Raw genomic sequence first — 26,235 nt, 5'->3', positions numbered from 1 at the left:
GAACGACGGAGACGGACATGGATCTTGTGAAAGCGTGGACCGCGGCCATCCTGGTCTTCGTCGTCGGCAGCATCGGCACCGCCGGAATCGCCGTCAGCGCGATCGTGTCCGAGGACGACCTGGAGTCGGTCACGGGCACGCTCCTGTGGACGGCCTTGCCGACCTTCATCGTTTTCGCGCTGATGGCCCTCGTCAGCGCGATCCTGCACCCCCTCCCGCAGCGGGAGAACACCGGCCGGCATGCCCTCGCCGTGCTGCTCGTCCCCGGCCTCGCGACGCTCCTCGGCATCGTCCTGGGTGTCGTCCAGAGCTCCCCCGCCCAGACCACCGCGGCCGGCGCGGCCGCCGGCCTCCTCGGCGCGATCCCGACGTGGTGGCTCCTCACCCGCCGCCGTGCGGGCAGCACCGCCAAGAACAGCTACACCGGCTACTGATCAACGCCACGACCTCGTCCTCGACTCGCCGCCAGGTGGGCCGGACGGGGTGTTGTGTCGTGCGGGTTCTCGCCGATCAGGCCCACGTCGACGCTCCCGCCAGGCACCCGCCCAAAAGCGTTGGACGACTACGCGCCCGCGCAGCCGACGACCCCGTGTTGAACGCCGCGCCCTGGACAAGGTCGAGCCCGCCCAGCGGCGACCCCCCGCATTGAGCGACGCCCCCCGAACGACTTGGCCTCCCCGTCCCAGCGGCGGCCCCTCGCGTGGAGCGCCCCGGGGTTTATCGGCCGTTCCGGGACGTGCCACGGGCCGGGGGCGCGCAGGTTCGATGGGCGACGTCCCGTCAGCCGAATCTCCGGGCGGCGTCCACTGTCCGCAGCGGGGAGATCTTCACGACGTCGCCGGTCTGCGGGGCCTCGACCATCTTGTTGTCGCCGTAATAGATGGCGACGTGGTGTGTCGGATTACCGAAGAACAGCAGGTCGCCCGGCTTGAGCTGGTCTGTCGGGACCGCCGTGCCCCGCGGGTCGGCGATCTGGTTGCCGGTGTAGTGCCCGAGCGCGATCCGTCCCCTGGACGCCTGGTAGACGGCGTACAGCGTCAGGCCACTGCAGTCGAAGCCGAAGTAGTTCCGTCCGTCATATCCGCCGGGTGAGCAGCAGATGCCTTGCGTGGGCCCGCTGTAGTTGCCGCCGCCCCACGCGTAGGGGGTCCCGAGCCAGCACAGCGACCAGGCGACCACCGCGGCGCCGAAGCTCAGATCCTCCGTCGGGGTCTTGCTCTCGTCCTTGGCGCAGTGGTTGACGACCGCGCCGCTGCCCCCGGACGTGAGCCCGTTCGGTGCCCCGTTGTAGGCGATCGGGTCCTCGTCGTCGACGAGCCGGATCTTGAACAGCCGGGTGACGCGGGCGCGGTCGCCGCTCGGGAAGACCTGCACGCCGTCGCAGACGACCCGGCGGACGGGGCCGAGGCCGGTCGCCTGCTCGACGGGGTCCCAGTAGTAGACGACGCAGTCCGGCGCGAACATCTTCGCGACGGCGGTCGCCGTCCCCGAGCGGCCGATGCCCTCTTCGCCGGTGCTGTCGGTGCACAGGTTGCGCCTGTTGCGAAGGTCCTCCTTCTCCTTCGCGGTCAGCTCGTCCTCGTTCTTGAGCTGGCACCATTTCGTGGCGGCCTTCACCATCGCGGTGTTGCCGGTCATGCCGCTGAGCCGGGCCTTGGTCACGCGTACGTTGTTCTCGTCGGCGAACTTCTTCGCGGCCGCCTCGGGGGGCGCGCCGACCGACCAGTAGCCCGCCGCCGACGGGTCGATGCCGCTCAGCGCCAGGTTGACGGCCTGGTCGCGCAGGGGGGCGAGGGTGCCGAGTGCCGCCGCGTCCGCGCCGATCTGGGCCTGGTTGCGCATGTCGCCGGCCTGGGCGATCCGGCCGAACGCCAGAAAGCCCGCGGCGAGGACCACGGCCATGCCCATGACCAGGACGGACGTGGCGACCCCCGCGTCGCCTCCGTACCTGCCGGCGGATCTGATCCGTTGCAGCATCTACGCCCCATCGTCACGAGATCGCGAATTTTCCCCGAATGAGGATTCTAAGGATCACTTGAATCAAGTGACAGGGCCCTGAGACCCAATTGAAAAATGGCGTTGTCAGCCGTAGGCCCACGTGGAGGTATGCGCCTTGGGTGTGATGCGCTTTCGATGCAGGACGACGGCGAAGCCGCCGCCGAGCGCGGCCTGAGCCGTCCACACCGGCAGTCCCAGAACGTCGCCGAGGCTGAATGCGGCGTCACCGCCGAGTGCGGCGAGCATGACCATCAATGATAGGAACAACACGTATCCCACGGCGCCGGCGATTGCTCCGGCACCGGCCACCCGGCCTCTGCCGCCCGTCCGGACGCTCATGCGCGCGGCCGCATAGCCGCCGACCGCCCGGATGATCGTTCCGAGAGTCCACGAGAGCGCCTCGGCGGCGCCGCCCGGTTCGGTCTCGGGGTCCTGCGCGAGGCCGAAGGCGACGATGAGCAGCAGCGTTCCCACGAATGTGACCGCGGCCCCGACCAGAATCGCCTTCCGCGGGATCACGAGCCGCCCCCGGAAATCCTCGCGGACGAGATGATGCGCTGCGCTCCCGCCTCGTCGAAGGCGGACTGGAGTCCTCCGTAACGAATGGTGTACTGGGGCCCGGCCGCCGTGCCGATGACGACATCGAACTGCTTGGAGGAAGCCCCTGGGTAGAGCGTCTCCATCACCACGGCCTCGGCCGCCCCCTTGATCTCGACCTCGCGTTTGGTGATCAGGGCGTCAGGCGCGTCGGCCTTGATCCGGCCTTCGATGAGCCCGACTCTGATGCTCACGTTGGCGAGATCCCGTCCGCCCTGGAACACCTGGACTCCGGGCGGCGGGACGTCCTGCCCCGGGTTCTCCGTCGCTCCGCCGACGGACATCTCCAGGACCACGTCCGCCTCCGTCGGCTCGATGCGGGCCATGCGGTCGGGCGGCACGAACGAGAGGGTCCCGACGGTCACCGCCCCCGGCTGCTGCGAACCCCGCGAGGCGTGCGCGCTCGCCGCCGGCTTCTCCGCCGCGGGCTCGCCACCTCCTCCGCAGCCCGCCGTCATCAGGACGGCTGTCACGAGGGCCGGCACGAACGCCTTGCGGCCCAGGATCACGCCAATGGAAGCCATTTCTGTGCCTTTCGGTCAGCCCTGGGGGCAGTTCGCCAAGGTCTGCCAGCCCATCTGCGGCGCCCTGTTGTCCCGGTACTTCCCGGAACGGTATTTCGCCCATGTCCGCTCATGGGTCACACCGACGCCGAAGCCTTTCCTTTTGAAACCGGTCTCATCGTTGGCGCCCGCGCCCTCGATGGTGTTGCCGCTCGTGTCGTACTCGAAATGAGCGATCTGCCCGTTCTTGGCGAACGCCCGGCCGTACTGATCAGCGGCGTCGCTCAAGTTCCCCGGAGTCTGCGGCCTGGGCACCGCCACCAACCCGCCGATGGTCATGTACATGCGGTCGAAGGCCGCACGATTCTCGGGCTGGTTGAGATCCAGGCTGTACAACGTGCTGGTCTTGTGCCCTTGCACCGCCTTGCCCTTCACCTTTCCCCCCTGGTTCTCCTTCCTGTTGCCCCCCACCGTGGTGGACAGACCGCCCTTCCATTCCTTGTCGAGCTGGATGGTGAACCGGATGGGTTTGCCGTTCCGGTCGAAGGTCACCGTCTGCGTCCCGGCGATGCCCGCACCGCCCTCCGCGGCGAGTTTGGGTCCGCCCTCCCACTCGCGGGGAAGCATCCTCTTGAGATCGAGACCGCCCTGAATCTTCCCGTTCGCGTCGAGCGTGAACTTCTGGGTGAAGATGCGCATGCCATTGTTCTCGGGCTTCTTCTTGTCGTCGACAACGATCGTGACATCGCCGGACGTGGTGGCCTTCCCCTCCGCGCCGACCTCGAGCCCCAGGTCGGCCTTGGGCTTGTTCGGGTTCTTGTCGTCGAGCCCCTTCCTGCCGCTCCACTTCCCGCCGACCATCGCCTCGCCCCCGACACGGAGGGTCACCGCCGAGGGCGTCAGGCCCTCCTTGTCGAGCTCCTTCGAGTCCTTGCCGCGCAGCCAGTTCCATCCCCGCTTGACGCCGTTGACCGCCGTGGCGATGCCGTTCTCCGCCGCTTGGCCCTGCGTCCCGCCGAGGCCTGCCAGCGGGCGCTTCCAGAGCCCTCCGCGCCGGCCGTCGAGGAACTTCTCCGCCCGGCGGTAGGGGTCGCCGCCCTCGGACTCATTGAAGTCGTACCGGAAGCCGAGTTCGTTGTTGAACCCCGCGAAGGCCGACATGTCGACCTTGCCGTTCTGACCGACCTTGAGCTTGTCGTTGAGGCCTTTGATGTTCCGGTCACCGGTCTCGACTCCCAACCCGCCCTTGCCGGTCAGAGTCACCTGTGCGCTCTTCTCACCCGTGGCCGGATTGATCTGGGTGACGATCTGGTCCTTCCCCCCCAGGTCACCCCTGATCCCGCGGAACACGGCGTTGAACCCCATGGAACTGTTCGCGTCGTTGACGTTGCATTTCGTCCAGTCGAGCGGTCTGGCCGTCTGCGCGGGCTGGCAGTCCCCGCCGAAAAGGCGGCACAGTCCGGTCTTTACTCCGTTATCGAACGTGCCGAGAACGGAGACCGCCAGAATGGCGGCCACGAGGGCCCCTACCGCGATCGCCGCACCGTACTCTACGCCCGACGCTCCACAGTCACCCCGTAAGCGAGAAAAGCGCCTTGTCATGGCCTTGAACCGTAGAACGCCCCCAATCCCGGTAACAGGGTCTCAGGACCTAAAAGGGGTCTCAGGACCTAAGAACGAACCACCAGAGGACGAAGGCGGCTGCGGCAGGGGCGAACAGCAGCATGAGCACCGCCAGGCCGGCCCCGCTCCCGCGGAACCCGGTCAGCCGGAAGTGCTCAGGCTGGGCCGGGTTGTACTTGACCTGGGCAGACTCTCCCATTTTCAAGATCAGGCCGGTCGACCAGTCTCCAAGGAGGTCATGGATCCGGCGACCGTCATGTGTCCAGAATTCAATAACCGGCGAATAGAGGATGTCGCGGCGGCCGTCCCGGTAGCGCGACTTCTCTCTGATCTCCACGGCAGTACCAGTCGTCTCCGGCCAGCGGCGCGATGGCCACATCCGTACGAAACCCACTAGGCAACTGACCCAGCCGGCCATGAACGCCGCCGCGATGAGGAACGCTAGTACCTTGAGCACAACCACAACCGGTTCCTTCCACAGAGGGCCGTGACGTCTCTGTGTACACCGTTCAGGATCAGAGTGTGTAGGGGACGGGGAGGTCGGGCACCAGAGTCTTCACGTCGTCCTCCACGGCGCCGTTCGGGGAGATCTTGATGACGTGGCGCTGAAGGGCCTCGCCCTTCACCGAGTAGACGGTCGCCGTGAAGCCCTTCCCGCCCGCGACGGCGGTGGGAGCCTTGATGCGCGGACGGTACTCGGCCACGATCGCGTCGCGCTGCCGGGCGTCGTCGCCGGTGATGCCGGGCCGGAACTTGATGTCCTCCACCCGCCCGACCACGTACGTAAGGATGCCGCTGGGACGGGTCGTCTCGACGTAGACGCGCGCCAGCGCCGCCGCGGCGGCGGCGTCCTCGACCGTTCCCCCGTCTGCGGCCATCACCTTTCCGAACGCCTTCGGTGAGCCGGTCAGCAACTCGACCTGGCCATGTGCGGTGGCGACGTGCAGCAGGACCGGATGGGAACTCTGCCGGTACACCACGCGGTAGATCTTCCAGTTCCCCAGGAAGGGCGCCTCGACCCGGCTCAGTCTGCTGCCGCCCAGCTTGACGATCCGCGCCTCCTCGCGCTTGCCGCTCTTCAGCAGACCCTCGCTGATCGTCTGGCGGGTCCCCTCGTCCGGCCGCGTGTTGCGCTCGGGCGTGCCGCCCGTTCCGGAGGCCGACGCGCACCCGGTGAGGAGCAGCGCCACGAGCGCCAGCGCCACGCCCATGGCGACGCGGCGAGAACGACGCCGGTCAGCAGAAGATCCACAGGAAACAGTCATGTGCGTCATCCCATGCCTCCCCATAGTTGTCGCCGTAGGTGTTGCCATCGACGGACGAAACGACCTCTCCGTTCTCGAATGCCTGCTCGACCCTCTCACGCCCCGCACGCTCGCCGACCTCGCGCGCGGCCTCGGCATCCAGCGCGGGAAGCCCGGCGGCGGAACGTGCGCGGTTCGCATCTGCGATGGCACTGTCATAGGCATCTTCGTACTCCTGCTGCAGCAGGGTATCGGGGGGGTTGTTCCCGCCCCTGTTCTGCTGCAGTTGCTGATTGTTCAAAATCGCCTCGACCGTTCCCTCGACCTCTTCGTCGATGGACTGCTCGATGAAGTCCTCGCGGCTGAGGTCGTCGATATCGGGCTCATCGCGGTGTTCGGCGTGGTTGACCTCGTGCACGAAGGTGTTCGCGCGCTCTTCCGGGGACTGGTTCGTGTCAACGTAGAAGACATTGGCGTCGCCGTCGTAGTAGGACCCGCCGCCGGCCCGGTAGACGACCCGGACACCGTGATCCTCCACCCATTCCAGCGCATCCCGGCCGAGCTGCGTCTCATTGAGCGCGGCCTCGGTCTCGAGTTCCTCCTGGGACGGCTCCGGCTGCGGGACGGGCGGCCCCGGGCTGGGACTCGGCTCCCTCGGCTGCGACTCCTCGCCGCCGCCGGCCGTGTTCCGGGTCTCGTCCCCGCACTCCGAGCCGAACAGACCGCATATCGCGCTCTGAATACGCCCCTCGGCGGTCGTGGAGATGAGCGACCCGAGCACGCCCACGGCAAGCGCCGCGACAACGACAAGGGCAGCGTATTCCAGGCTGCCCGCACCTCGGTCCCGACGTCTGCGGGCTTTCAGCGCGAGTCGTGAACGGTCGATCAGCATTTCTTGAAATTAAGGGCGCGCTGACCGCCGCGCCCAGAGTCCCAGGTCCCGCACCAGGCCTAATCTGTGGCCAATCGCCGATTGGGCCCCCACGCGGCATGGCGCCCGTGATTGGGCCCCTGGGCCAAGGCATGAGGGCCCATGGGCTCAAAGGAGACCCGGGCCCGCCGCGAATGCGCATTTCCATCAGCGGTTCTTCCGCCATTCGCCCCGTTCCCTGGCTTCGGCGCCTCCCGCGTCCCATCGCTGGGAGAGGGCCTTGGAAAGGGCCAGTCCGAGGATGATGCCGAGCACGGCCTCGATCAGGTGGAGGATCAGGCCCACCGGAGTGTCCGACGACGGGACGCCGACGAAGGCCGCGGCGAAGCTGCCGAGCACGGGGGCCGGGAACGCCACGAGGGCGAGCCCGAGTCCGCCGATCCGGTCCCGGACGTAACTTCCCGCGGCGACGGTCATGAGGACGCAGAACACCAGCCAGGGCAGATGGACGCGCATGACCTGCGCATACTCGTCGACCGGCCCGCCCCGTCCCTCCGCCGGCGCGAGCGCCTTCAGCGCGAGGAGGGCCATGACGGCGAGGGCGCCCGATGTCAGCCAGGCCGAGAACACAGCACGCATGGCCCAGCACGGTAGGTTTTGTGTCCGGAATTACCCAGGGTCCCCGGACCCCGGCCGAACCGCGTTCTCATCACGCACGATGGGTCCCTTCCTGGGCCTTAAGACCCATATCGGACGCCACTTGCCGCACCCTGCGGGCCTGGATAACGTCGACCGCATGACTTCGGCGGATACGGACGATGCCGCACTCCCCGGCCGCCAGGTCGGCCCTTACCGGCTGCTGCGCGAGCTGGGCAGAGGCGGAATGGGGACGGTCCATCTGGCCGAGGCCCCGGACGGCCGCCGCGTGGCGATCAAGATCATTAACCGGGAGATGACGGGTACCCCCGATTTCCGTGAGCGTTTTCGCCGGGAAGTGACCGCGGCACGCCAGGTCCGCCCGTTCTGCACGGCCCCCGTCCTGGACGCGAACATGGACGGCGAGCCTTTCTACGTGGTCACGGAGTACATTCAGGGCCCCACCCTGGAACGCGTCGTCTCCTCCCACGGACCCCTCAGCGGATCGGACCTGGACGGCCTGGCCGTCGGCGTGGCGACCGCACTGGCCGCCATCCACAGCGCGGGCGTCGTCCACCGCGACCTCAAGCCGGAGAACATCCTGCTGTCGCCGTTCGGGCCGCGCGTCATCGACTTCGGGATCGCGCGGAGGCTCGGCACCGACCACCGCATCACCCGCGCGGGCCAGAGCATGGGGACGCCCGCGTTCATGGCACCGGAAGGGCTCGTCGACGAACCGATCACGGCCGCGGCCGACGTGTTCTCCTGGGGCAGCGTCATGGCCTACGCGGGAACCGGGCGGCTTCCGTTCAACGGCGAGAACGTGGGCGAGGTCCTCTACAAGACCGTCTACGGGGAACCCCGCCTCGACGGCCTGAAGCCGCCTCTGCGCGACGTCGTCGCCCGCGCGCTGGCCAAAGACCCGGCGGCGCGTCCCACGTCGTCGCAACTGCTGCAGGACCTGACCGGCCAGACCGACACCGAGCAGGCCGCCCAGTCCGTGGGAATGGTCGGGCCGACGCTCCCGGAGTTCCCCAGGAGTGGGCCGACCCCGCCGTCGGACGGCCTCACCCGCCGCCTGAGACGCCTGCACGGGACCCGTTACCGGCTGGCCCTCGTGGGCGCCGTGGCGGCGCTGGCCGTCGCCGGAGGCCTGACCGCCGTCCTCTGGTCCGGCCAGGACGGTGCCTCGGGCGGCCTGCTGAAGGACGACTTCTCCGACCCGCAGTCAGGTTGGAAGACCGGCCACGTGAACGAAGAATACGAAGAATACAAAAACGGATCCTTCGCCGTTTCGCAGGTCGCGCACGGATACCACCAGGTTCAGCGGGCGCCCGTGTCGAAACCGCCGGAGAACGTCCAGGTCGCGGCCACGGTGCGCGTCGAGTCGCAGGACCCCGCCGACGAGGCCGGCGTGTTCTGCAGGAATGCCGGGCGGAGGCGCTACGACGTGCTGCTCATGCGGAACGGGCTGGTGAGGATCAGGAAAGGGGACGCGCGCTCCGGCACCGAACTGGCGAGGACCACGTCGCCGGCCGTCCCGGACGCCGGCTCCGGCGCGCGGATCACCGCGGTCTGCACGACGTCCGGATCGGGGGTCGAGATCAAGGCGCTGGTCGGTGGAGCGCAGGTGGCCGCGGCGACGGACGGCGATGACCCGCTGCCGTCCGGCGATGTGGGAATCGTGGCCGGCCGTGAAGGACGCCTGTCCACCGAACCGGCCACCCTGGCGACGTTCGACGACTTCAGCCTCGGCCGGCCCTGACCTCGTCCGCGCCGCTCGCCGCGCCGCTCGCCGGGCCGCTCGCCGGGCCCGCCCACAGCCTGCGGATCGAAACGGCGAGCGCGGCGATCAGGACGAGGTCGCGCACCGTCACGATGCCGATCGCCAGCGGATCACCGTCGCGGGCCGCGTGCCAGGCGATCGGGAACTCCAGATGGGTGATCGCGACCGCGGCCAGCACGAGCACCGCGACGGGACGCTGCCGGGTGTCGCGGTGAACGAGGCAGACGGCGGCGACACCGATGATCCAGATCATGTACTGCGGCGACAGGACACGGCTCGTGACCGTCACGATGAGCGTCGCGGCGAGCGCCAGGTCACAGCCGAACGCCGGGGTCCAGGCGTCCGGACGGCGCCGCCAGGCGATGACGGCGGCGAACGCCAGGCCGGCCAGCGTCAGTCCCATGCTGACTTCCCCGGCCGTCCGGACACCGGGGCCGAGCAGTTCCCAGGACCCGTACCGGTATTCGATCGACCCCGACCAGCCGAAGAGCCTCGCCACGTGGAACGGGACCGCCGGGACGGCCTCGATCTCGATCCCGCGGCCGCTCTGCCCTTGCAGAAAGCCCCACTGCCCGTCCGCGACCAGAGAAACCGCGCCCACGATGCCCGCGGCCGTCAACGCTGACGCGATGACGGCACGGAACCCGGACCTGTCACGTGGAAGGGACATGAGCAGGATCGCAGGCCAGACCTTGATCAGCACTCCCACCGCGACCACCGCGCCGAAGACCCGCGATCGCGCGATGACCAGCAGTGCGCACACCGCGACCGCCGTGACCAGCAGATCGAAGCGGAAGTAGCCGACGGGGCCGAGGAGGAACAGGCCGGCGGTCCAGTACCAGGCGCCCTTCGCGGCCCGGCCGCCACGGAGCAGAAGCCGCAGGACCAGCAGGTCGAGCAGCACGGCGAACAGCATGAACCAGAACGCGTAGGCGGTCCCGGGCAGATGCGGCGGGACGATCATCAGCGCGGCCAGCGGCGGGTACTGCCAGCGGTCGTCGTCCACGGGGAACTGCCCCGTGACCATCTGCTCGGCCCACTGCCGGTACAGCGTCGTGTCGCCGGTGACCGGGTCGGCCGGGTAGGCGGGCAGCAGGAGGATCACGAACATGGACAGGCGCGTGAGCGCCCAGACGATCGTGACCTGCCGCGGATGCGCATCGTCGAGCCAGGCCGGCGCCCGGCGTGCCCGTGTCAGCACCCGGCGTGCCCGTGTCAGCGCTTGACGAACACGGTCGCCTGCCGATCGCGGTAGATCCGGCGCCATCCCGGGTCCTGCGAGACCAACTCCGTCAACGGGGTCCCCGTCTCCCACATCACCACGGTCACCCGATACCGGTCGAACATCCCCCGCCACTCCGGACCCCCATCACGAACCTTCATGTACTCCTTGGTGAACGCCACCGGATACATGTCGTAGCGGTCGTCCATGAAGACTTTCTGACGCGGCCAATAGGCATGGATCACGTAAGCGTTCCATGTGTGCGTGGTGAACAGCCGCTGCCCCAGAAGGCCGTGCCGCTCGATCGCCTGCATGGCCCGGACCGGATATTCGTCGAAGGCGAACGCCGGTTTCGACAGGGTCGTACTGGAGAAGAGCGCCACCACCGTGAGAACCGCAGCGATGATGGTCAGATCGGTTCTTCCGCGCCGCGCCTCCCGCTCGTCCGGAACCGCGAGCAGGCGGGCGGCGATCGGCAACCCGACCAGCGGCGCGAGCGCGATGTTCCGCAGCGCCCAGAAACCGAGCAGCAGGAACGGGACGGCCACGACCAGGTCCCGCCGGGACGCCCTGCCGGGCGCCCGTGCGAGAACCGCGACGAACACCGCTATCCAGACGGCGAAGGTGACGCCGAGGGTGGACCTGAAGTCGGGTGACTGCCATTCCTGGACGTTCCTGAGGACCTCGCCCCTCGACAGCAACTCCACCGGGAAGAGCAGCAGGCGGTATCCGTAAGGATTGATGAGACAAGCCGCGACCCCCAGTACCGCGGCCAGGGTCAGATGACGTTCCCTGCCTTTCCACGGCGCCGCGCCGTCCAGCCGCCTACCGATCAGGTGCAGCGCGATATAGGTGAACCCCAGCGCGAAAGAGCCGTGGACGTTCACCCAGAGACACATCAGGACGGGCACGGCGACCAGTGGACGCCGCCCTGCCCAGGAATCGGGGACTTCGACGATCCACAGCAGGACGAGCATCGCCAGAACACCGAAGAGCAGCGGACGCTCGACCCAGAAATGCAGCGACACCGTGAGCGCCGGCAGCACGATGTGAGCGGTCCGCCCGCCGCCGCGCAACCGGTCGGCCAGCGCGAACGCCAGGTAGGCGAGGGCGGCGTTCACAAGGCCGTCCAGCACCAGAATGCCCGCCGGCCCGGTGACGTTGTCGAGCACCGCATAGAGCACCTCGACCAGCCAGGACTGGGCGATCCACGACGTGCCGGACGCGGTGTAGGAGTAGACATCCTCCCGCGGGATCCCGTGGTCGAGAATCCAGTGCCCGGTCCGCAGGTGCGTCAGGAAGGAATTGTCGTCGAGCGGATCCAGGCCGCTCATGAAAGCGAGCGCCATCCAGAGGACCGCGGAGCGGGTACGCGCGGACGGCAGCCGCAGACGCGGCCTCCACGCGCGCTCGTGACCACCGCCGGCGTCCTGCCGTTCGTCCTCCGAGACAAGCACATTCACCGCTCGCGCCTCTCACGCGGCCGGACAAAGAGCGGGCCAGTGAGTCAGCCCCCGCATGGCCACCGAAACTAACAACAGCGCTTCCGGCGGGAACAGGGCCCTGGGACCCAGGACGGGGCCCGACCTGCCCGTTTACCGGCGAATGAACACCGTGGCCTTCCCGTCCGCGTGCAAGGACCGCCAACCCGGGTCTGCGCGAAGAGTCTGCGTGAGCGGCTCATTCGTCGGCCAGACGACCACGTCGATCCGATACCGGTCCTGGAGAGAACGCCATTTCCCGGGCTGTTCCCGCGCCTGCAGATAATCCTCGATCAACGCTGTGGGGTACATGTCGTAACGGTCGTCCAGGAACACCTTCTGCCGATGCCGGTAGGCGTGGATGACATAGCCGGCCCACTGATCGGTGGTGAACAACCGGCGCCCGAGCAGTCCGTTGTCCGCGACCGCACGCATCGCGGCGACGGGATAGTCGTCCACGTTGTACGCCGGGCGTGTCAGATGACCCACCGTCCATTGCGCCGCGACGAGAAGCGCCACGGCCGCGAGCGCGAGAGAGAGGCGGCTCCGCGCGTCCTCGCGCCGCTCGGTCTGGAACATCCGGGCGGCGATCGGCAGGCCGATCAGCGGCGCGACCGCGATGTTCCGCATCGCCCACAACGAGATCAGCAGCGAGAACCCGAGGAGCAGGACGTCACGGCGGGACGGGCGGGTCCGCGCGAGGCCGAGCGCCGCCACGATCACGGCGATCCAGATGGCGAACGTGATGCCGAGCGGAGTGTGGAAGTCCGGGGACCTCCATTCGACGAGCTGCCCGAGGATGTCGCCCCTGCCGAGGAGCTCGACGGGGAAGAGCACGAGCGCGGGCCCATAGGGATTCACGAAAGCGGCCGCCGATCCGAGAACGGCCCCCTGCGTCAGACGCAACTCCCGGCCGCGCCACGGCGGATGGCCGTCCAGCCACCGTCCGGCGAGATGGACGAACACGTACGCGAGCCCCAGCATGAATGATCCGTGCACGTTCGCCCACACCCACATCAGGGGCGGCAGGAACGGCAGCGGCCGGCGACCGGCACGCGAGTCGGGGATCTCCACGATCCAGACGAGCGCGAGCATCGCGAGGACGCCGAAGAACAGCGGGCGTTCCACCCACAGCCGCGTCGCCGGCGCCAAGGCGGCGATGACGAGAAATGCCGACGCCCCGCGATCCCGCTGCACGCGATAGGCGAGGCGGTAGGCCAGCAGCGCAATCAGCCCGCCGGTCGCCATGTCCAGCAACTGGACGCCGTGCGGGCCCACCGACCGGTCGATGGCGGCGTAGACGGCCTCCGCGAGCCACGACTGGGCCACCCACGAAACACCTGGGGCGGTGAAGGAGTAGAGGTCCTCCCGCGGCACCCCGTGGTCGAGAATCCAATGCCCGGTCGCCAGGTGCACCATGAAGGAGTTGTCGCTCAACTCGCTGAACCCGAGCATCCATCCGAGGATGAGGAACAGCACGGAGAACAGCCCCGCCACGCCGGGAAGAAAGCGAGTGTCCACCTCTACTTGATCGTGAGTCCCTTCACGACGGCGTCGGCGCCCCGGTCCCACGGAACCTGCATTTCGAGGTTGGCCGCGTTCGCCGGCGGTTTATAGGCGTTCCAGTAGACGATGCTCTCCCCCGGCCCGATCACCTTCCGCGCCTCGTCCTCGCCCACGATGCTGCAGACGCAGGGACCGGTCTGAATGCTCAGCGAGTTGTAGCGGACCTGGTTGGCGGAGTCGAAAAGCATCACGCCACCGGAGCTGCCCAGCCTTCTCGGCTGCGGATCGGCGCCGTGAACGGGGGCGGTCTTCTCGAACTTCTGGCCGACGTCCGGCTTGCCCTGCCCGGTGTTGCGCAGCGTCCACACCAGGATCGTCAACCCGGACGAGTCGCGGTGCAGGCTGTTGACCTCGACCTTGAGGCCCTTGGCCTCGGCCGCCTGGAACGTCGCGGAGCCCAGCACGGCCGAGGAGCCTCGCTTGTACGGCTCACCCGTGGCGGGCGGCGGCGCGGGCGCCGGAGGGCGCGCGAACGTGACCGTGACCCGCCGGTTCTTGCGGCGCCCCTCTTCGGTGCCGTTGCTCGCGACCGGCTCCTTCGAGCCGTGCCCCGCCGGCTCATAGGTCACGCCCTGCCGGGTCACCAGGCTCTTCAGCCGGTCGGCGACCGCCTTCGCGCGGCGCTCCGAGAGCGGCTGGTTGATCGCGTCGTTCCCGGTCTTGTCCGCATGCCCGTCGACCTTGACCGTGGTGCCCTTGGAGGCGTCGATCTGCTTCGCGACCTCCTGGAGAAGCTGACCCGCCCGCGGGGTGAGGTCGGCCTTGTTGATGGCGAACAGGACGTCGGCGGACAACCGCACCGACCGGTCGTTCGGGTCGTCGTCCACCGACTTCTCGGTGCCCTCGGTGAGACTGCGCACGTTGAGGGCCCTCGGCTGCTTCAGTTCGACCTTGGTCGGGTCGGTCTGGGTCTTGAGCGGCTCGACGGGAGCGTCGGTGATCGGCACATCCGTGAAGGGAACGGAGAGCGGGACGATCAGCGTGGCCTTCTGGACGTTCGCTGGAGGCGACGGGAACGTCGCGTAGACGTTGATGTACCCGCCCGGCTTCACCGGGTTGTTGTGCAGCCGCGTGCAGACGCAGTTGTCCGAGTTCCCGTTCTTCTGCAGCGGGAAGTACATCTTCTCATTCCGGGCGTCCAGCAGCCCGATCCCGCTGGCCGACAGCGAGTCGCCGAGATTCGGGTCGTCGGACGGCCCGGGTTCGTTGAGGCTCGTCGTCAGGTCGATCGGGTTGTCCCCGTCATTGACGATCTTGAGCCGGGCGGTGACCGTGTTCCCCCCGGTCCGGCTCAGCGCGAGCAGATCGACATGCGCGGGACCGTCCTTGTCCTGCAATGGCATCGAGGCGATCGGCTTGAGTTCGCCGCCCGGCGTCGTCTTTCCCGGCGGCGGCGTCGATTTCCCGGCCTTGGGCTTGTCGTCGCCGCCGCAGCCGGAGAGGGCGAGAATGAGAGCGAGCGGCACCGCAGCATAACGAGCGGTGCGCCTTCCCGCGGTCATGCGATAAATCATGATTCCTCTCTAACAACGTGGACATGCGTCAACGCCCGATGGGGAGAACCGCAGTGGCTGCGGTTCTCCCCATCGGGCGTTGACGGATCGCTTCAGGCCGGTCCAGGCTCGCGGCCCCTCCAGGATCAGCTGGAGCCGCCACCCGGGTTGAACAGGTCGGAGATCGCCGTGGAGACCTTCTCCTTGACGGTGTCGTTGATGAGGCCGTACAGGATGCCGACGACCAGCGCGGCGACCACGATGAGGGCGCCGTACTCCAGCGCGCTGACACCCCGGTCGTGCCGGTCCTTGAGCTGCTGGGCGCGGTCCTGAACGAAAGTCTGGAGGGTGATGTAGAGAGGGATCAGCGAGTTCATCTGGGGCCTCCCGGCTGTTTCTGTCTCGCCCTGACACAGACAACATTAGGGAATCCAGATCGCCTTCCCCAGGGCCCAGCGGCCCAATTATGGCCACCTCTCGGACCCAACCGCGATGGGGTCTCTGGGCCCAAGATGACCGGCCCATTCCGATCGCGGCGACGGCCGGCATCACCCGTCCCCCTCTTCCGACGTGCCCATCCATTGGGCGATCGCCGCGGCCCGCGAGGTGACGCCGAGCTTGGCATAAATGCGGTTCACATGATTCTTGACGGTCTTCTCGGCGAGGAACAACTGCTGGGCGATCTGGCCGTTGGAGCGTCCCCGCGCGATGAGGCGCATGACATCGGCCTCACGGGCGGACAATCCGAAGTCGCCGGCTTTTCTCACCGCCGGAACGAACCTCTCGCGTGTCGGCGCATCCGGCGTCTGCCCAGGCCGCGAATCCTGCCCCGCCCGGGAGGGATCCCGGGCGCTCTCGGAGTCGCGGGCGCTCTCGGAATCGCGGCGGACCGCGCCGACCAATGCCGAGACCGCGGCCGGGGAGAGCGGGTTCGAGCCGTCCACCACGCCGTGGACGGCGGCCGTCAGTTCCTCGGGCGTGAAGGAGCCGTGCACCAGATAGCCGACGGCGCCGTTCCCGATGGCGGCCCTGACGACCTTCGGGTCTTCGGTGTAGGTGAGCATGATGACCCGCGTCTTGGCGCTGAGGACCTGGGCCGCGGCCACCCCGTCCATCAGCGGCATCTGCACGTCCAGCAGCACCAGGTCCGGATTCAGCCGGTCGACCAGCTCGATGGCCGTGCGCCCGTCCCCCGCCTCGCCGACGACCTCGGCGCCGGACGCCTCCACCAGGGAGACCAGGCCCGAGCGGACGACCACGTTGTCGTCGACCACCACCACGCGCGGAACTCCCATGTCAGCTCACCTCCGCCAGACGAACATCGCCGGACACGTCCACGGGAAGCCGGACGGAGACGGTGGTACCGGCCCCCGGCTCGGAGGAGATCGTCACCGTGCCGCCGACACGCTGGGCGCGTTCGTGCAGGCCGATCAGGCCGTAGTGACCTTCCCTCGCCAGGTCCGTCAGCTGCCGGGGCCGGAAACCCGCGCCGTCGTCGACGATCGTCAGCACGAGGTCATCCTGTTCCTTCACGAGCCTCACCTTCACCGAAGCCGCTTTCGCGTGCCGCTCGACATTGGTCAGCACTTCACGGAGAATCGCGACCGCCTCATGGCGCATGCGCAGCTCCGGCTCGACGCCGGCGTCGAGATCGCAGGTCACCGTGGTCCCGGACTCCTCCGCCCAGCGGTCCGCGGCCTCCCGCAGGGCCTCGTGCAGGGACCGTGTGATGGCATCGTCCCGCAGTTCCGTGAGCAGATCGCGCGCCTCATGGGACGCGACCGCCGCGGCGGTCGCGATCTGCTCGGCCTCCAACGCGGCGCGCGCCTGGTCCCGGGACGCCCACACCGGCAGCGCGGACGCCGCGAGCGCGATGCCGCGGAGCGTTTTGGCCAGGGAGTCGTGCATTTCGCGGGCGAGCCTGGCCCTCTCCTGGGACGCCGCCGCGAGGACCTGGGCCTGTCGCAGCGCGGCGTCCTTGGCCGCGTAATCGTCCAGCAGACGGCGAAGCGCAACCCCGGCGAATCCCGCGAGCGGGTAATAAAGGGGCTGGCCCAGCAGCGCCTGGAAGGTCATCTCTCCCACCTGGGACGCGGTCAGCGCGTACGTCAGGTAGTAGACCAGAATCTGGAGACCGGCCACGGCCAGCATTCCCTGCCACCGGTAAAGAAGCCCGGCCACGGTCGCCGTGGCGACGGTGGACAGGAAGTACGGGCCCGCTATCCCGCCGACGCTCAGGACCGCGAAGGAAAGGAACATGTCGAGCGTGTAGAGGGAAGGGTGGGCGGCGACGCGCGGGGCGACGACACGCCACTGCCGCGCCGTCCCCCAGGACAGCAGGACCATCGCGAACATGAGGACGAACACGCCGGCCGACAGGTTCTCACGTGGCAGCAGCAGCATGCTGAGCGCCGTGATGAGCATCCGGATCTCCATGAGCATCCGGAAGGCCGATCCGACGCGTTCAGGGAACACCCCGCCCCCGCTATCCGAGGATCCCACCTGCACCACCCATTCCCGAGCCGATGAACAGGGCACCGAGAACGACCATCATCAGTGCCGGGAGCGTCATCGACATCGTGATGGCGGTGATCTTCGGTGTGGTCCGCTGCGCCTTGCGCTTGGCCCACTGGGCGGCCTCGCGCCGCATGTCGCCGCCGATGTCGACCAGCGCGGTACCGAGGGGCGCGCCGAGTTCCTCCGCCTGCAGGATCGCCGTGACGAACAGGTTCACCGCCTCGGAGCTGTTGCGGTTCCGCAGGTCCTCGAACGCCTCCCGCCGTGGCGTGCCCAGTTCCATCTGCCGCAGCGCCACCATGAACTCCTCCGACAGCGGCCCCGGCATGCTCTCCGCGACGCGTGCCAGCGCCAGGCGGAAGCTCAGGCCCGCGCTGACCGTGACCGCCAGCACGTCCAGGAAGTCCGGCATCGACCGCTGGATGTTGTCCTGCCGCGCCACCCGCTTGCTGTAGAGGATCAGTTCCGTCTGCAGGCAGCCGAGGAAGGCGAGGATCCCGAACGGGACCTGGCCGTTGGCGATGAGCCCGAGGCCGAGCAGCCCGAACAGCATCGCGTAGCCCGCGGTCCGGCGGGCGTAGGTCTCCACGGTCATCCCGCCGGGGCGGCCCGCCGCGTCGATCCGCTTGCGGATCTTCAGCCGCCACGGGCCCAGCAGCTCCATCGTCATCCGGGCGAACGGGTTGCCCAGGAAGTCGGCGATGACGTCCAGGATGAACGTCTCGTCCTTGTCGGGCTTCTTGGCCAGCGGCACCGCGGACGTGGCGACCCGGTCCCCGGCGGTCAGCTGGGCCAGCCCGACGACGCCCATGAGCACGCACAGCGCCCCGCCGGCCGCCATTGCGTAGATGGCCACGTTCACCTCACACGTCGATCCGGGTCATCCTGCGGATGATCAGCAGGCTGGTGATGAACAGGCCGGCGGCGACGCCCAGGATGATCTGGCCCACGGGTTTGCCGCTCATCACCCGCAGCGCGTCCGGCATGATCACGTTGACCATCGCCAGCCCCGCGATCCCGAGCAGCCCGATCGCCCAGTTGGTGACGACCGCCTCACCCATGATCGTCTTGACCTCGCGGCGGATCTCCTTGCGTTCCTCCAGCGTGGCCGCGATCGTGCGCAGCGCGGTGACCAGGGAGCCGCCCGCCCGCGCGGACACCAGCAGGGTGCTGATCAGCACCCCGAGCTCCCGGGACGGGAGGCGATCGCCGAGGTCGCGGAGCGCGTCGTCCACGGGCTGGCCGAGCCGCAGCGCGTCCGCGGTGCGGCGCAGCTCCTCGCCGGCGGGGTCCGCGAGCTCGTCCGCGGCGATCTCGATGGCGGTGCGCATGACCAGGCCGGCATGGGTGGCGTTGGACAGCACCCGGGCCAGCTCCGGCAGCTGGGCGATGAACTCCTCCCGGCGCCGTTCCTCCCGCCGCCGGACATAGGACAGGAACGCGAAGGCGACACCGATCGCGGCGGCGATCCCGAAGATCGGCGCCATCCACCGGCCGATCAGGAAGATCGCGGCGACGCCGGTCGCCGTCATCAGCGTGAGGAACGTCGACACCCGGATCCGCATACCGGAGGCGGTGAGGCGCCGCGCGAGCGTCTTGCCCAGGGACGTCCGGCGGATCACGACGTCCAGCCGCCACATCAGGCCGCTCATGCTGTCGTCGGAGACCAGCGCGGAACGGGCGACCAGGCGGCTGCGCTGCCCCCACCCGATCATCAGGTCGCCGACGCCCCAGACGGCCAGCGCCAGGGTCGCCACCAGCATCAGCAGAATCACCGGCAGTGGCAGGCTCACAGCGGACACCCCCTCGTCTCCTCGTCGATGCGGCTCATGGGCCCACCCGCGGCCCGTGGCCGTTCGTCCCGCCGCCGCTCACGCGATGGGCGAACGCCGGCGGGACGCTCTCGCCCGCGTGGAACAGCCTGGTGAGCAGCGCGTCCGGCAGCGGCAGCGGCCGGAACACGCCCCGGACCTCGCGGTTCGGGCCGATCGGCTCCGACTCGAACCGCATGACGGGGCACAGCGCGGACGCCTCCCGCCGGGCCGGGTCCACCACCGCGACCTCCGTGATCCGGCGGGACCCGTCCGGGCCCCGGCTCAGCTGGACCACCGCGTCGACGGCGCTCGCGATCTGGTCGCGGATCGCCTCGAACGGCAGCTTGACGTCGCTCATGCTCGCCAGCGTCTGGAGGCGGTGCACGGTGTCCTCGGTCGAGTTGGCGTGCACCGTCACCAGCGAACCGTCATGGCCGGTGTTCATCGCCTGGAGCATGTCGAGCGTCTCGCCACCGCGGACCTCACCGACGATGATGCGGTCCGGACGCATGCGCAGCGCGTTGCGGACCAGGTCGCGGATCGTGATCGCGCCCTTGCCCTCGATGTTGGCCGGGCGCGATTCGAGCGGGATGATGTGCTCCTGCTTCAGCTGGAGCTCCGCGGAGTCCTCGATCGTGATGATGCGCTCGTGGTCCGGAACGAACGCCGACAGCGCGTTCAGCATCGTCGTCTTCCCCGTGCCCGTACCGCCCGAGATGACCAGGTTGAGCCGGGCCCGGACGAACGCGGCCAGCAGCATGCCGCTGGCCTGGTCCATCGACCCCATGCCGACCAGTTCCTCGACCGAGTACGCGCGGGGGAAGCGCCGGATCGTCAGGATCGGGCCGACGAGCGACAGCGGCGGCACGATGACGTTGACCCGCTCGCCGGTCGGCAGGCGCGCGTCCACCATCGGGCTCGACTCGTCCACACGCCGGTTGACCTGCGCGACGATCCGGTCGATGGTCTGGTAGAGCTGCTCCTCGCTGGCGAACCCGGTGTCCAGCCGGTGCACCCGGCCGGCCCGCTCCACGAAGATCGAGTCGGGGCCGTTCACCATGATCTCGGTGACGTTCGGGTCGGCGAGCAGCGGTTCCAGCACGCCGAGGCCGAGCGCCTCGTCCACCACCCGGCGGATCAGGTTGGCCCGCTCCCCGGCGGCGAGGACGGGCCCCTCCCGCGTCACCAGCAGCCCGACGACCTTCTCCAGCCGGGCACGCCGCTGCGCCATCGTCAGGCGCGCCATCTCGTCGAGGTTGATCTCCTCCAGCAGCCGCTGGCGCCAGTGCTGGACGGTGTTCTTACTGGTCCGGTCGTTGGCCGACCGGTCGTCTTCGAGGCGATCCTTGAGTGCCATCGCTCACCCCAGCGGCATCGTGACGGTGCGCTTCACGGTGTAGTCCAAGGGCACGCCCTTGAAGAGGAGCGGGAGCTTCGCCTCCACGTGGCAGTAGACGGCGTCGGCGCCGTCCACCGTGGTGGTTCCGCCCTCGATCTTGTAATCGTTCAGCCATGCGGGCCGGACGCTGTTGGCGTACGCGACGCACAGTCCCGGCTCGTACCGCTGGCTGGCCTCGCGGGCCCCGGTGCGGGCGATGTTCTCCACGCGCGACACCGTGGTGAAGGAGATGTAGGCCTGGAAGGAGAGGAAGATGATGAAGAACGCGATGGGCACCGAGCCCGCGAACTCCAGCGCCACCGCTCCCCTGTCGCGCCGGCGCCGGGAACCGCGCGCCGCCATGCCCCTCACTCCGAACCCTCGTCAACGATCTTGGTTCTGGTCTCGATCCCCCACGAGCTGCGCAGCCCCGGGATGAGGATCGGGGTGTCGATGGTGACGACGGCGTAGCCGTTCACGACATTGATCGTCAGATGCTCGCGGTCCTTCCAGTCGCCCTTGATACGGCTGATCGCGCGGCGCCGCACCTCCTCCCGGTTGGCCCTGGCCTCCGGGGTGTCGCGCTGGTCGTAGCCGATCACCGCCACCGCGCGGGCCGCCTCGTTCGCGGCGTGGCTGGAGTAGGTGGAGGTCAGCCCGATCAGGACGACCTGCCACACCAGCAGGAAGACGAGCGCGATGAGCGGGAGGATCCCGGCGAACTCCACCGCGACCGCGCCCGCGTCGCCCTGCTTCTGCGGGGGCGGTTGCGGAACGGCCTCCGGCTGCGGCACTGTGCCGAGCAGGCCCAGGTCGGCGGCGGCCCTGCCGACCGCCTTGCGGAAGTCGGAGTTCTTCACCGCCGTCGGCGAGCCGGTGTTCGCGGCCTCCTCCAGCGCCCGGAACACCGCCGGCACCACCACGCCGCGCAGCGGGGAGCCGACCATCTTGCGCGCCAGGTCGGGCTGGATCTCGTTGCGCTTGTCGTGCCGCGTGAGCAGGACGCTCATGTCCTCCTCCTTGCGGATCGCGAGCCGCGCGAACATCCGCGCCAGCCGCCGCGCGGACCGCAGCGACGGCACGTCCGGCGTGGCGACGATGACCGCCTCGTCCGCGAGTTCCACCGCCATCGCGTTGGCGTCGGCGACGTGCGTGCCGCCGTCCACGATCACCACGTCGTACCGGGACCGGACGACCGTGAGGATCTGCCGCACGGCCCGCGCGGAGATCTCCTCGGCGTCCTCGCCCTGCCCGGGCGCCAGCAGCAGGTGCGGTCCCGACGGGTGGACGAACAGCGCCTCGGCGACCACCGCCCCGTCCAGGTCGCCGGCCGCCGCGGCGAGGTCGGCGATGCTGTGCCGGTGCTGGACGTCCAGATAGCCCGGGATGTCGCCGTTCTGCAGGTCCATGTCGATCAGGCAGACCGTCTGCCCCGCGCTGGACGCCGCGATCGCGAGGTGGATCGCCAGGGTGGTCGTGCCGACGCCGCCCTTCGCCCCGCACAGGGTCACCAGCCGCGCCAGCCGGCCGCCCTGCCCCGGCGCCTCCGCGGAGGTGAAATGCCGCCGCATGGTGCGCGACCACTCCGACGCCTGGTGGACGCGGTTCTGCAGCTCCGACAGGGTCGGCTCGTTCGAGATGACCCCGCGGGCGCCGGCCGCCATCGCCCCCGACAGCGTCTCCGCGGTCGCCTCGTCGGCGATCAGGATGACGGCGAGCTGCGGCTGGCGGACCACCATGTCGCGGATCAGGTCGAGCGCCGGCAGCGGCCCGAGGCCCTGATGCACCAGCACGACGTCCAGTTGCGGGACGGTCGTGACCGTGCTCGCCAGATGGCTGGACGTCGTCTCCACCGCGATGACCTTGATGTCGGCCAGCTCGCGGAACTGGCCGGTCAGTGAGGCGGCGAGGTCGCGGTCCTCGATGCCGAGCAGGACTTGGATGGTCATCGCGGGTTCACCTCGCCGGGATCGTCTCGCAGACCGGGGGCAGCTTGACGCCGTCCACGCCGGTCCCCGATCCGCCGATGAGCGCGAGCCTGATCTTGTTCGCGAAGCTCTCCTCGCGGGTGAGCTTCAGGCTGTCCGCGGCGCTGAGCGCGAACGTCATCGGCACCTGCGACTGGGTCGCGGAGGAGTTCCGGTCGTCCTTGACCTTGGTCTCCTGGCCGATCTGGATGACCCGGGCCGCCCGGACGATCCGCGCCGCGCAGGACTGCTGCTTGTTGCCGTCCTGCTTCTGGTAGGTCGCGTAGATGTCGACGGGCATGCCCTCGTGGACCTTGCCGGCCACCCCCGTCTCGGCGTCGATCATGATGGCGATCTCGCGCTGGCCGGGCTGCAGCGTGGGGCCGGGGACGAGCATGCCGGTCTGCAGGTGGGACCCGGCCGGGAGGTCGGCCGCGGCGACCTTGCCCTCGAGTTGCGCGACATCGGTGACCATCGTGTCCGGTGACCACTTCTTCGGTACCCGGATGCGTTCGAGATCGTCCCCGGTGATCGGGGTGAACGCCTCGATAGGCCGTTTGAGCTTGAGCACGTCGGTCTTCACGCCGACCTCGGCCCGAACGGACCCGACGTAACCGATGATGCTGACGAATACGGCAACGGCGCCGAGCGCAGCCAAGATCATCAGCAGAACTCCACGACGCTGGCGCGGGTTCATGGGACTCCGTTTCTCTGGTCCGGGGGTCGGGAGGCTTAGCGGGGGTGCTGCGGACGGAACGTGACGGTGTCGGCGCGCGGCCAGTCGTCGTCGTCCGGCGCCGTCCGGGACATCCGCTCGGGGTCGGGTGGTTCCGCCTGCCTGGAGGCGGCACCGTTGAGGAGGCGCCCGATGGACGACGCGCCCTCGGACGGGGGCGCCTCGCCGGTGTCGGCCTCGGCATCGGCGGGTTCGGCGGGTTCGGCGGGTTCGGGAGTGTCCGTGGGGTCTTCGGGTTCGGAGGGACCGGCGGACGGGACCTCGTCGCCGGTCCGGCGGGATTCGGGCGTGGCGGGGTGATCCGGCGGGGCCGGATGGTCGGGTGAGGCGTTGCCCCATGAGTTCGGCGGTGTCTGTGCGCGCGTCCGGACCGGTGCCGCCAGGACGGGTTCCCGGCGCGTCGGCGGCGCCGGCGCCTCCTCCGCCTCCGAGACGGGCGTGACCGTGTGCGGGTCGTGCGGGTGCAGGGAACGCGGCCACTGGGGCCGCTGGGGCGCGCCCTCCTGTGGCTGCGGGATCTGCGGTCGCGTCGGCGGGGCCTCCGGGTACTCCGGCCGGGTGCCTTCCCGCGGGGGGACCTGCGGCGCGGGCGGCTGAGGCCGGGCGGCCGGCGCCTGAACAGGCTGCGGTTGCACGGCCGGCGCCTGAACGGGCTGCGGCTGGACGGGGTGGGAGTGCGGGCCCGGCTGCTGAGGACCCGGCTGCTGAGGGCTCGGCGGCTGAGGGCTCGGCGGCTGCGGCCGGCCACGGGAGGGCTGGGCGGCGGACGCGTGATCGTCGCCCCGCTGGACCATGAAGCAGAACGGGCACTCGGGGAGGGCGGTCGGCTCGCCGCACCATCCGCAGGGCCGGTAGTCGGCTCCGGCGAGCAGCCCCTGCAGCGCCTGCGGGTGCCCGCTGAAGGCCACGAACTCGGCGTATTTCTTGGCGCCCCAGTATTCGGCGCTCATCGGCTGCGCGGCGACCGGGGTCATCGAAACCGCCGCGATCGCCGGACTCAGCTTGTGCTGAAGCCAGTCGACATCGCCGTTCTCGTGGCTGAACAGCATCAGCACGGGATCGGCCGGGCGCGAGGGCGGCTCGGGGGCGGGCTTGGCCGAGGTGATGCGGTGGACCGCGGGCCGGGGCCCCGCCGACACCGAGAAACCGTTGCCCGGCAGATAGGACGACACATGCGCCGCGAGTCCGGTCTTGATGTGCTCCAGGCGGGCGACACTGTTCACCCAGGCCCCGGCGTAGACGCTCTCGCACAGTCGCGGGGCGAGGCTCGCGAGAACTCCGGGCCGGGCGTAGGAGGACGCGAACGTCAGCTGGTCGGCTATCAGCGAGAGTGCGAGCGGGGGAACGTCGAGCGGCATGCCGGCGATGCGGTCGGTGAGCAGGGCGGAGCGGGCCAGCCTGACCAGCCGGCGCGCCTCCGCGCCCTTCCACGACGGGTAGATCACCAGGACCGCGTCCCGGTGGCCGAGCGCGTACGCCATGTGATCGATGAAGGCGGGCGGCACGTCGCCGCCGCCCCCCAGGCCGAACCGCTGGGCCTCGGTGGCCTGCAGGATGCCCGTGCTCGGAAAGTCACCGGCGAGTACGACCGCTGTCACGGGCGCCTCGGCTCATTCTCGGGCCTCACCGGGCCGCCCCCTCCTGTTCTCCACAGCGGACGATCACCCGCGACCGCTTTCCGGTTGCGGGTACGCTGACGTTAGTCACCGCGGTTGTCACGACTCAAGCGATTACCCCTTCCGCGGGCGAATCGCAATTGAACCGTGGCACCGCATTCTTCGATGGCGTCCGCATTCCCCCGGTTCCACTCGCCCGGCAACAAGTTCGAGGAATCTCGATGCGGCCACGTGGCCTGGGGAGATGCCGGGCGCGGGACAGGCCGGAGCAGTCGGGGGACGGCGTCCGCGGGCTCTCTCGGTCACCAGCGGCAGGTACCTGACGTCCACGGTCACCTCCCGGGAGTGACACAACCCCAGAGCATTGTCCCGGAACGGGCGGAAATGATCAACATTCAGGCAGAAGTCCACAGTCGGCCAAGAAAATAGGTCCCAGGGCCCTGGACGTGAGCACACAGCGAAGTTCTCGCCACAATTAATTGAATAGTGGACCACTATGGTGCAGGTGGGGCGGTCGCGTCCCGCCGTGTGCCAGTGACAGAGCGTGCGGGGTGTGCGGCTGGGGCTCTTGATGCGGGGGCCGGGAACCCCGGTCTCCGTGGACGCCGTCGCCGCGCGGCTCGTTCCGGCGCGGGGCCGGGCGCAGGCTCTAGAGTCTCCTTGTAGGCGGCCCCAGACTGGAGCGACGGAGATGACGAACCCACCCGACCCCGGTTACCCACAGCGCCCGCCGGCGCCCGAGCAGCCGGGGGGCCCGGGTGGCCAGTACGGCCCGCCGCCCCAGCCGCAGCAGCCGGGCGGGATCCCCGGCCCCCGGCCGCCCGGCCCGGCGTACGGGCCGCAGGACCAGCAGCAGGGCTGGACGCCTCCCCCGCGTGATCCGACGGACAAGGGCGTGTTCGCGGCGTTGTTCGACATGAATTTCGACCACATGATCACCACCAGGCTCATCAAGATCGTCTACGTGATCGCGCTGGCCCTGATCACCCTGGTGGCGCTCTCCGTGGCGGGGTACGGGCTGGCGTGGCTCGCACAGGGCGCGACGTTCCTCGCGCTCCTGCTGCTCGTCGCGGCTCCGTTCCTGTGGGTGCTCCAGCTGCTGGCGGTCCGGATCTTCATGGAGTTCATGATCAACCAGTTCAAGATCAGCGAGTATCTGCGGGCCATCAAGGACAAGGACTAGACGG

At 69.2% G+C, this 26,235-nt stretch carries 25 protein-coding genes; 3 read left to right on the top strand and 22 right to left on the bottom strand.

What is annotated here, in order from left to right:
* Positions 1-17: 17 nt before the first annotated feature.
* Positions 18-434 (top strand): hypothetical protein, encoded by a 417-nt coding sequence (locus ACGFK0_RS05405; RefSeq protein ID WP_392900496.1) that lies wholly within the window; start codon positions 18-20, stop codon positions 432-434.
* A gap of 346 nt (positions 435-780) precedes the next feature.
* On the opposite strand, the gene ACGFK0_RS05400 is transcribed toward ACGFK0_RS05405, so the two are convergent.
* From ACGFK0_RS05400 to ACGFK0_RS05365, 8 genes are all read right to left on the bottom strand, one after another.
* Complete coding sequence (locus ACGFK0_RS05400) at positions 781-1,977, bottom strand: C40 family peptidase (protein ID WP_392900493.1); 1,197 nt, start codon at positions 1,975-1,977, stop codon at positions 781-783.
* A 105-nt stretch (positions 1,978-2,082) separates the two neighbouring features.
* Entirely contained in the window at positions 2,083-2,517 is a 435-nt protein-coding gene (locus tag ACGFK0_RS05395) for a hypothetical protein (RefSeq protein ID WP_392900490.1), read from the bottom strand.
* A complete protein-coding gene (locus tag ACGFK0_RS05390) occupies positions 2,514-3,119 on the bottom strand; it encodes a hypothetical protein (protein WP_392900487.1) in 606 nt (201 codons plus the stop codon). The genes ACGFK0_RS05395 and ACGFK0_RS05390 overlap by 4 nt, the downstream gene beginning before the upstream one ends.
* A 15-nt stretch (positions 3,120-3,134) precedes the next feature.
* Positions 3,135-4,616 carry a hypothetical protein gene (locus tag ACGFK0_RS05385; protein ID WP_392900484.1) on the bottom strand — a complete coding sequence of 494 codons (1,482 nt, stop codon included), beginning with the start codon at positions 4,614-4,616 and terminating at the stop codon, positions 3,135-3,137.
* A 145-nt stretch (positions 4,617-4,761) separates the two neighbouring features.
* Positions 4,762-5,184, bottom strand: a complete 423-nt coding sequence (locus ACGFK0_RS05380) for a DUF3592 domain-containing protein (protein WP_392900481.1) — start codon at positions 5,182-5,184, stop codon at positions 4,762-4,764.
* Between the two features lie 52 nt (positions 5,185-5,236).
* A complete protein-coding gene (locus ACGFK0_RS05375) occupies positions 5,237-5,932 on the bottom strand; it encodes a hypothetical protein (RefSeq protein ID WP_392900478.1) in 696 nt (231 codons plus the stop codon).
* Between the two features lie 25 nt (positions 5,933-5,957).
* Positions 5,958-6,857: an ImmA/IrrE family metallo-endopeptidase gene (locus ACGFK0_RS05370; RefSeq protein ID WP_392900475.1), complete on the bottom strand. Its 900-nt coding sequence runs from the start codon at positions 6,855-6,857 to the stop codon at positions 5,958-5,960.
* Positions 6,858-7,043: 186 nt separating this feature from the next.
* Complete coding sequence (locus tag ACGFK0_RS05365; RefSeq protein WP_392900473.1) at positions 7,044-7,475, bottom strand: hypothetical protein; 432 nt, start codon at positions 7,473-7,475, stop codon at positions 7,044-7,046.
* A 157-nt stretch (positions 7,476-7,632) separates the two neighbouring features.
* Between ACGFK0_RS05365 and ACGFK0_RS05360 the strand changes: the two genes are divergently transcribed.
* Entirely contained in the window at positions 7,633-9,237 is a 1,605-nt protein-coding gene (locus tag ACGFK0_RS05360; protein ID WP_392900470.1) for a serine/threonine-protein kinase, read from the top strand.
* Here ACGFK0_RS05360 and ACGFK0_RS05355 read toward each other — a convergent pair.
* From ACGFK0_RS05355 to ACGFK0_RS05290, 14 genes are all read right to left on the bottom strand, one after another.
* Positions 9,218-10,459, bottom strand: a complete 1,242-nt coding sequence (locus tag ACGFK0_RS05355; RefSeq protein ID WP_392900467.1) for a glycosyltransferase 87 family protein — start codon at positions 10,457-10,459, stop codon at positions 9,218-9,220. The two genes, ACGFK0_RS05360 and ACGFK0_RS05355, sit on opposite strands and share 20 nt — an antisense overlap.
* Before the next feature lie 14 nt (positions 10,460-10,473).
* A complete protein-coding gene (locus tag ACGFK0_RS05350; protein ID WP_392900464.1) occupies positions 10,474-11,943 on the bottom strand; it encodes a hypothetical protein in 1,470 nt (489 codons plus the stop codon).
* 132 nt (positions 11,944-12,075) lie between these two features.
* Entirely contained in the window at positions 12,076-13,482 is a 1,407-nt protein-coding gene (locus ACGFK0_RS05345) for a hypothetical protein (protein WP_392900461.1), read from the bottom strand.
* Positions 13,483-13,484: 2 nt separating this feature from the next.
* The gene (locus ACGFK0_RS05340; RefSeq protein WP_392900458.1) at positions 13,485-15,029 is read right to left on the bottom strand and encodes an OmpA family protein; all 1,545 of its coding nucleotides are present in this window, start codon (positions 15,027-15,029) and stop codon (positions 13,485-13,487) included.
* Positions 15,030-15,166: 137 nt separating this feature from the next.
* Positions 15,167-15,397 (bottom strand): hypothetical protein, encoded by a 231-nt coding sequence (locus ACGFK0_RS05335; RefSeq protein ID WP_392900455.1) that lies wholly within the window; start codon positions 15,395-15,397, stop codon positions 15,167-15,169.
* A 171-nt stretch (positions 15,398-15,568) separates the two neighbouring features.
* On the bottom strand, positions 15,569-16,315 hold the full coding sequence (locus tag ACGFK0_RS05330) for a response regulator (protein WP_392900452.1): 747 nt from the start codon (positions 16,313-16,315) through the stop codon (positions 15,569-15,571).
* A gap of 1 nt (position 16,316) precedes the next feature.
* Complete coding sequence (locus tag ACGFK0_RS05325; protein ID WP_392900449.1) at positions 16,317-17,495, bottom strand: sensor histidine kinase; 1,179 nt, start codon at positions 17,493-17,495, stop codon at positions 16,317-16,319.
* Positions 17,496-17,505: 10 nt separating this feature from the next.
* Entirely contained in the window at positions 17,506-18,393 is an 888-nt protein-coding gene (locus tag ACGFK0_RS05320; RefSeq protein WP_392900446.1) for a type II secretion system F family protein, read from the bottom strand.
* 7 nt (positions 18,394-18,400) lie between these two features.
* Positions 18,401-19,339 (bottom strand): type II secretion system F family protein, encoded by a 939-nt coding sequence (locus ACGFK0_RS05315; protein ID WP_392900443.1) that lies wholly within the window; start codon positions 19,337-19,339, stop codon positions 18,401-18,403.
* Between the two features lie 25 nt (positions 19,340-19,364).
* Positions 19,365-20,708 (bottom strand): CpaF family protein, encoded by a 1,344-nt coding sequence (locus ACGFK0_RS05310; protein ID WP_392900441.1) that lies wholly within the window; start codon positions 20,706-20,708, stop codon positions 19,365-19,367.
* Between the two features lie 3 nt (positions 20,709-20,711).
* Positions 20,712-21,092 (bottom strand): TadE/TadG family type IV pilus assembly protein, encoded by a 381-nt coding sequence (locus ACGFK0_RS05305; RefSeq protein ID WP_392900438.1) that lies wholly within the window; start codon positions 21,090-21,092, stop codon positions 20,712-20,714.
* Between the two features lie 5 nt (positions 21,093-21,097).
* Entirely contained in the window at positions 21,098-22,678 is a 1,581-nt protein-coding gene (locus ACGFK0_RS05300) for a CpaE family protein (protein WP_392900435.1), read from the bottom strand.
* 7 nt (positions 22,679-22,685) lie between these two features.
* Positions 22,686-23,360 carry a Flp pilus assembly protein CpaB gene (cpaB, locus tag ACGFK0_RS05295; protein ID WP_392900432.1) on the bottom strand — a complete coding sequence of 225 codons (675 nt, stop codon included), beginning with the start codon at positions 23,358-23,360 and terminating at the stop codon, positions 22,686-22,688.
* A gap of 68 nt (positions 23,361-23,428) precedes the next feature.
* Complete coding sequence (locus ACGFK0_RS05290; RefSeq protein ID WP_392900429.1) at positions 23,429-25,030, bottom strand: hypothetical protein; 1,602 nt, start codon at positions 25,028-25,030, stop codon at positions 23,429-23,431.
* 709 nt (positions 25,031-25,739) lie between these two features.
* Between ACGFK0_RS05290 and ACGFK0_RS05285 the strand changes: the two genes are divergently transcribed.
* Complete coding sequence (locus ACGFK0_RS05285) at positions 25,740-26,231, top strand: DUF4282 domain-containing protein (RefSeq protein ID WP_392900426.1); 492 nt, start codon at positions 25,740-25,742, stop codon at positions 26,229-26,231.
* The last annotated feature ends 4 nt before the right edge of the window (positions 26,232-26,235 follow it).

This window comes from Spirillospora sp. NPDC048823 (genome assembly GCF_043198445.1).
In the GTDB taxonomy this organism is placed as follows: domain Bacteria; phylum Actinomycetota; class Actinomycetes; order Streptosporangiales; family Streptosporangiaceae; genus Spirillospora.
This window is presented reverse-complemented; position numbering and strand designations above follow the sequence as displayed.